Below are 458 nucleotides of genomic sequence, written 5' to 3'. Positions count from 1 at the left end.
ATTTCTAAATTAGAAGAAACACTTTCTACGGCAAGATTAATTGATGAATCTCAGTTAGATACATCAAAAGTTTTAGTGCTTTCAAAAGTGAAAATAAAAAACCAAACCAATGGTATGGAAATGACTTATACGTTGGTGGCTGAAAGTGAAGCCGATTTAAAAACTGGTAAAATTTCAGTGAACTCGCCAATTGGTAAAGGTTTATTAGGTAAATCTGTTGGTGATGTAGCCGAAATTAAAGTGCCAAGTGGTGTAATGAAATTTGATATTGTAGAAATTTCTAGATAAAAACATACAAACCTGTTAGTTTTAACTAACAGGTTTAAAATATAACTATGGCTTCAATTTTTACTAAAATAATTAATGGCGAAATACCTTGCTACAAAATAGCAGAAACTGATGATTTTTTAGCCTTTTTAGATATTAATCCAAACAGTAAAGGGCATACGCTATGTATA

At 30.1% G+C, this 458-nt stretch carries 2 protein-coding genes; both read left to right on the top strand.

Annotated elements, in window-relative coordinates; all coding sequences use genetic code 11:
* On the top strand, positions 1-288 hold a 288-nt coding region (locus tag FUA24_RS10800), incomplete at its 5' end, for a GreA/GreB family elongation factor (protein WP_187388248.1).
* Positions 289-335: 47 nt separating this feature from the next.
* A partial coding sequence (locus tag FUA24_RS10795) for an HIT family protein (RefSeq protein ID WP_148542200.1) occupies positions 336-458 on the top strand: 123 nt, incomplete at its 3' end.

This window comes from Seonamhaeicola marinus (assembly GCF_008085455.1).
The sequence above is the reverse complement of the archived record's forward strand: the minus strand, read 5'-3'. Positions and strand labels throughout refer to the sequence as shown.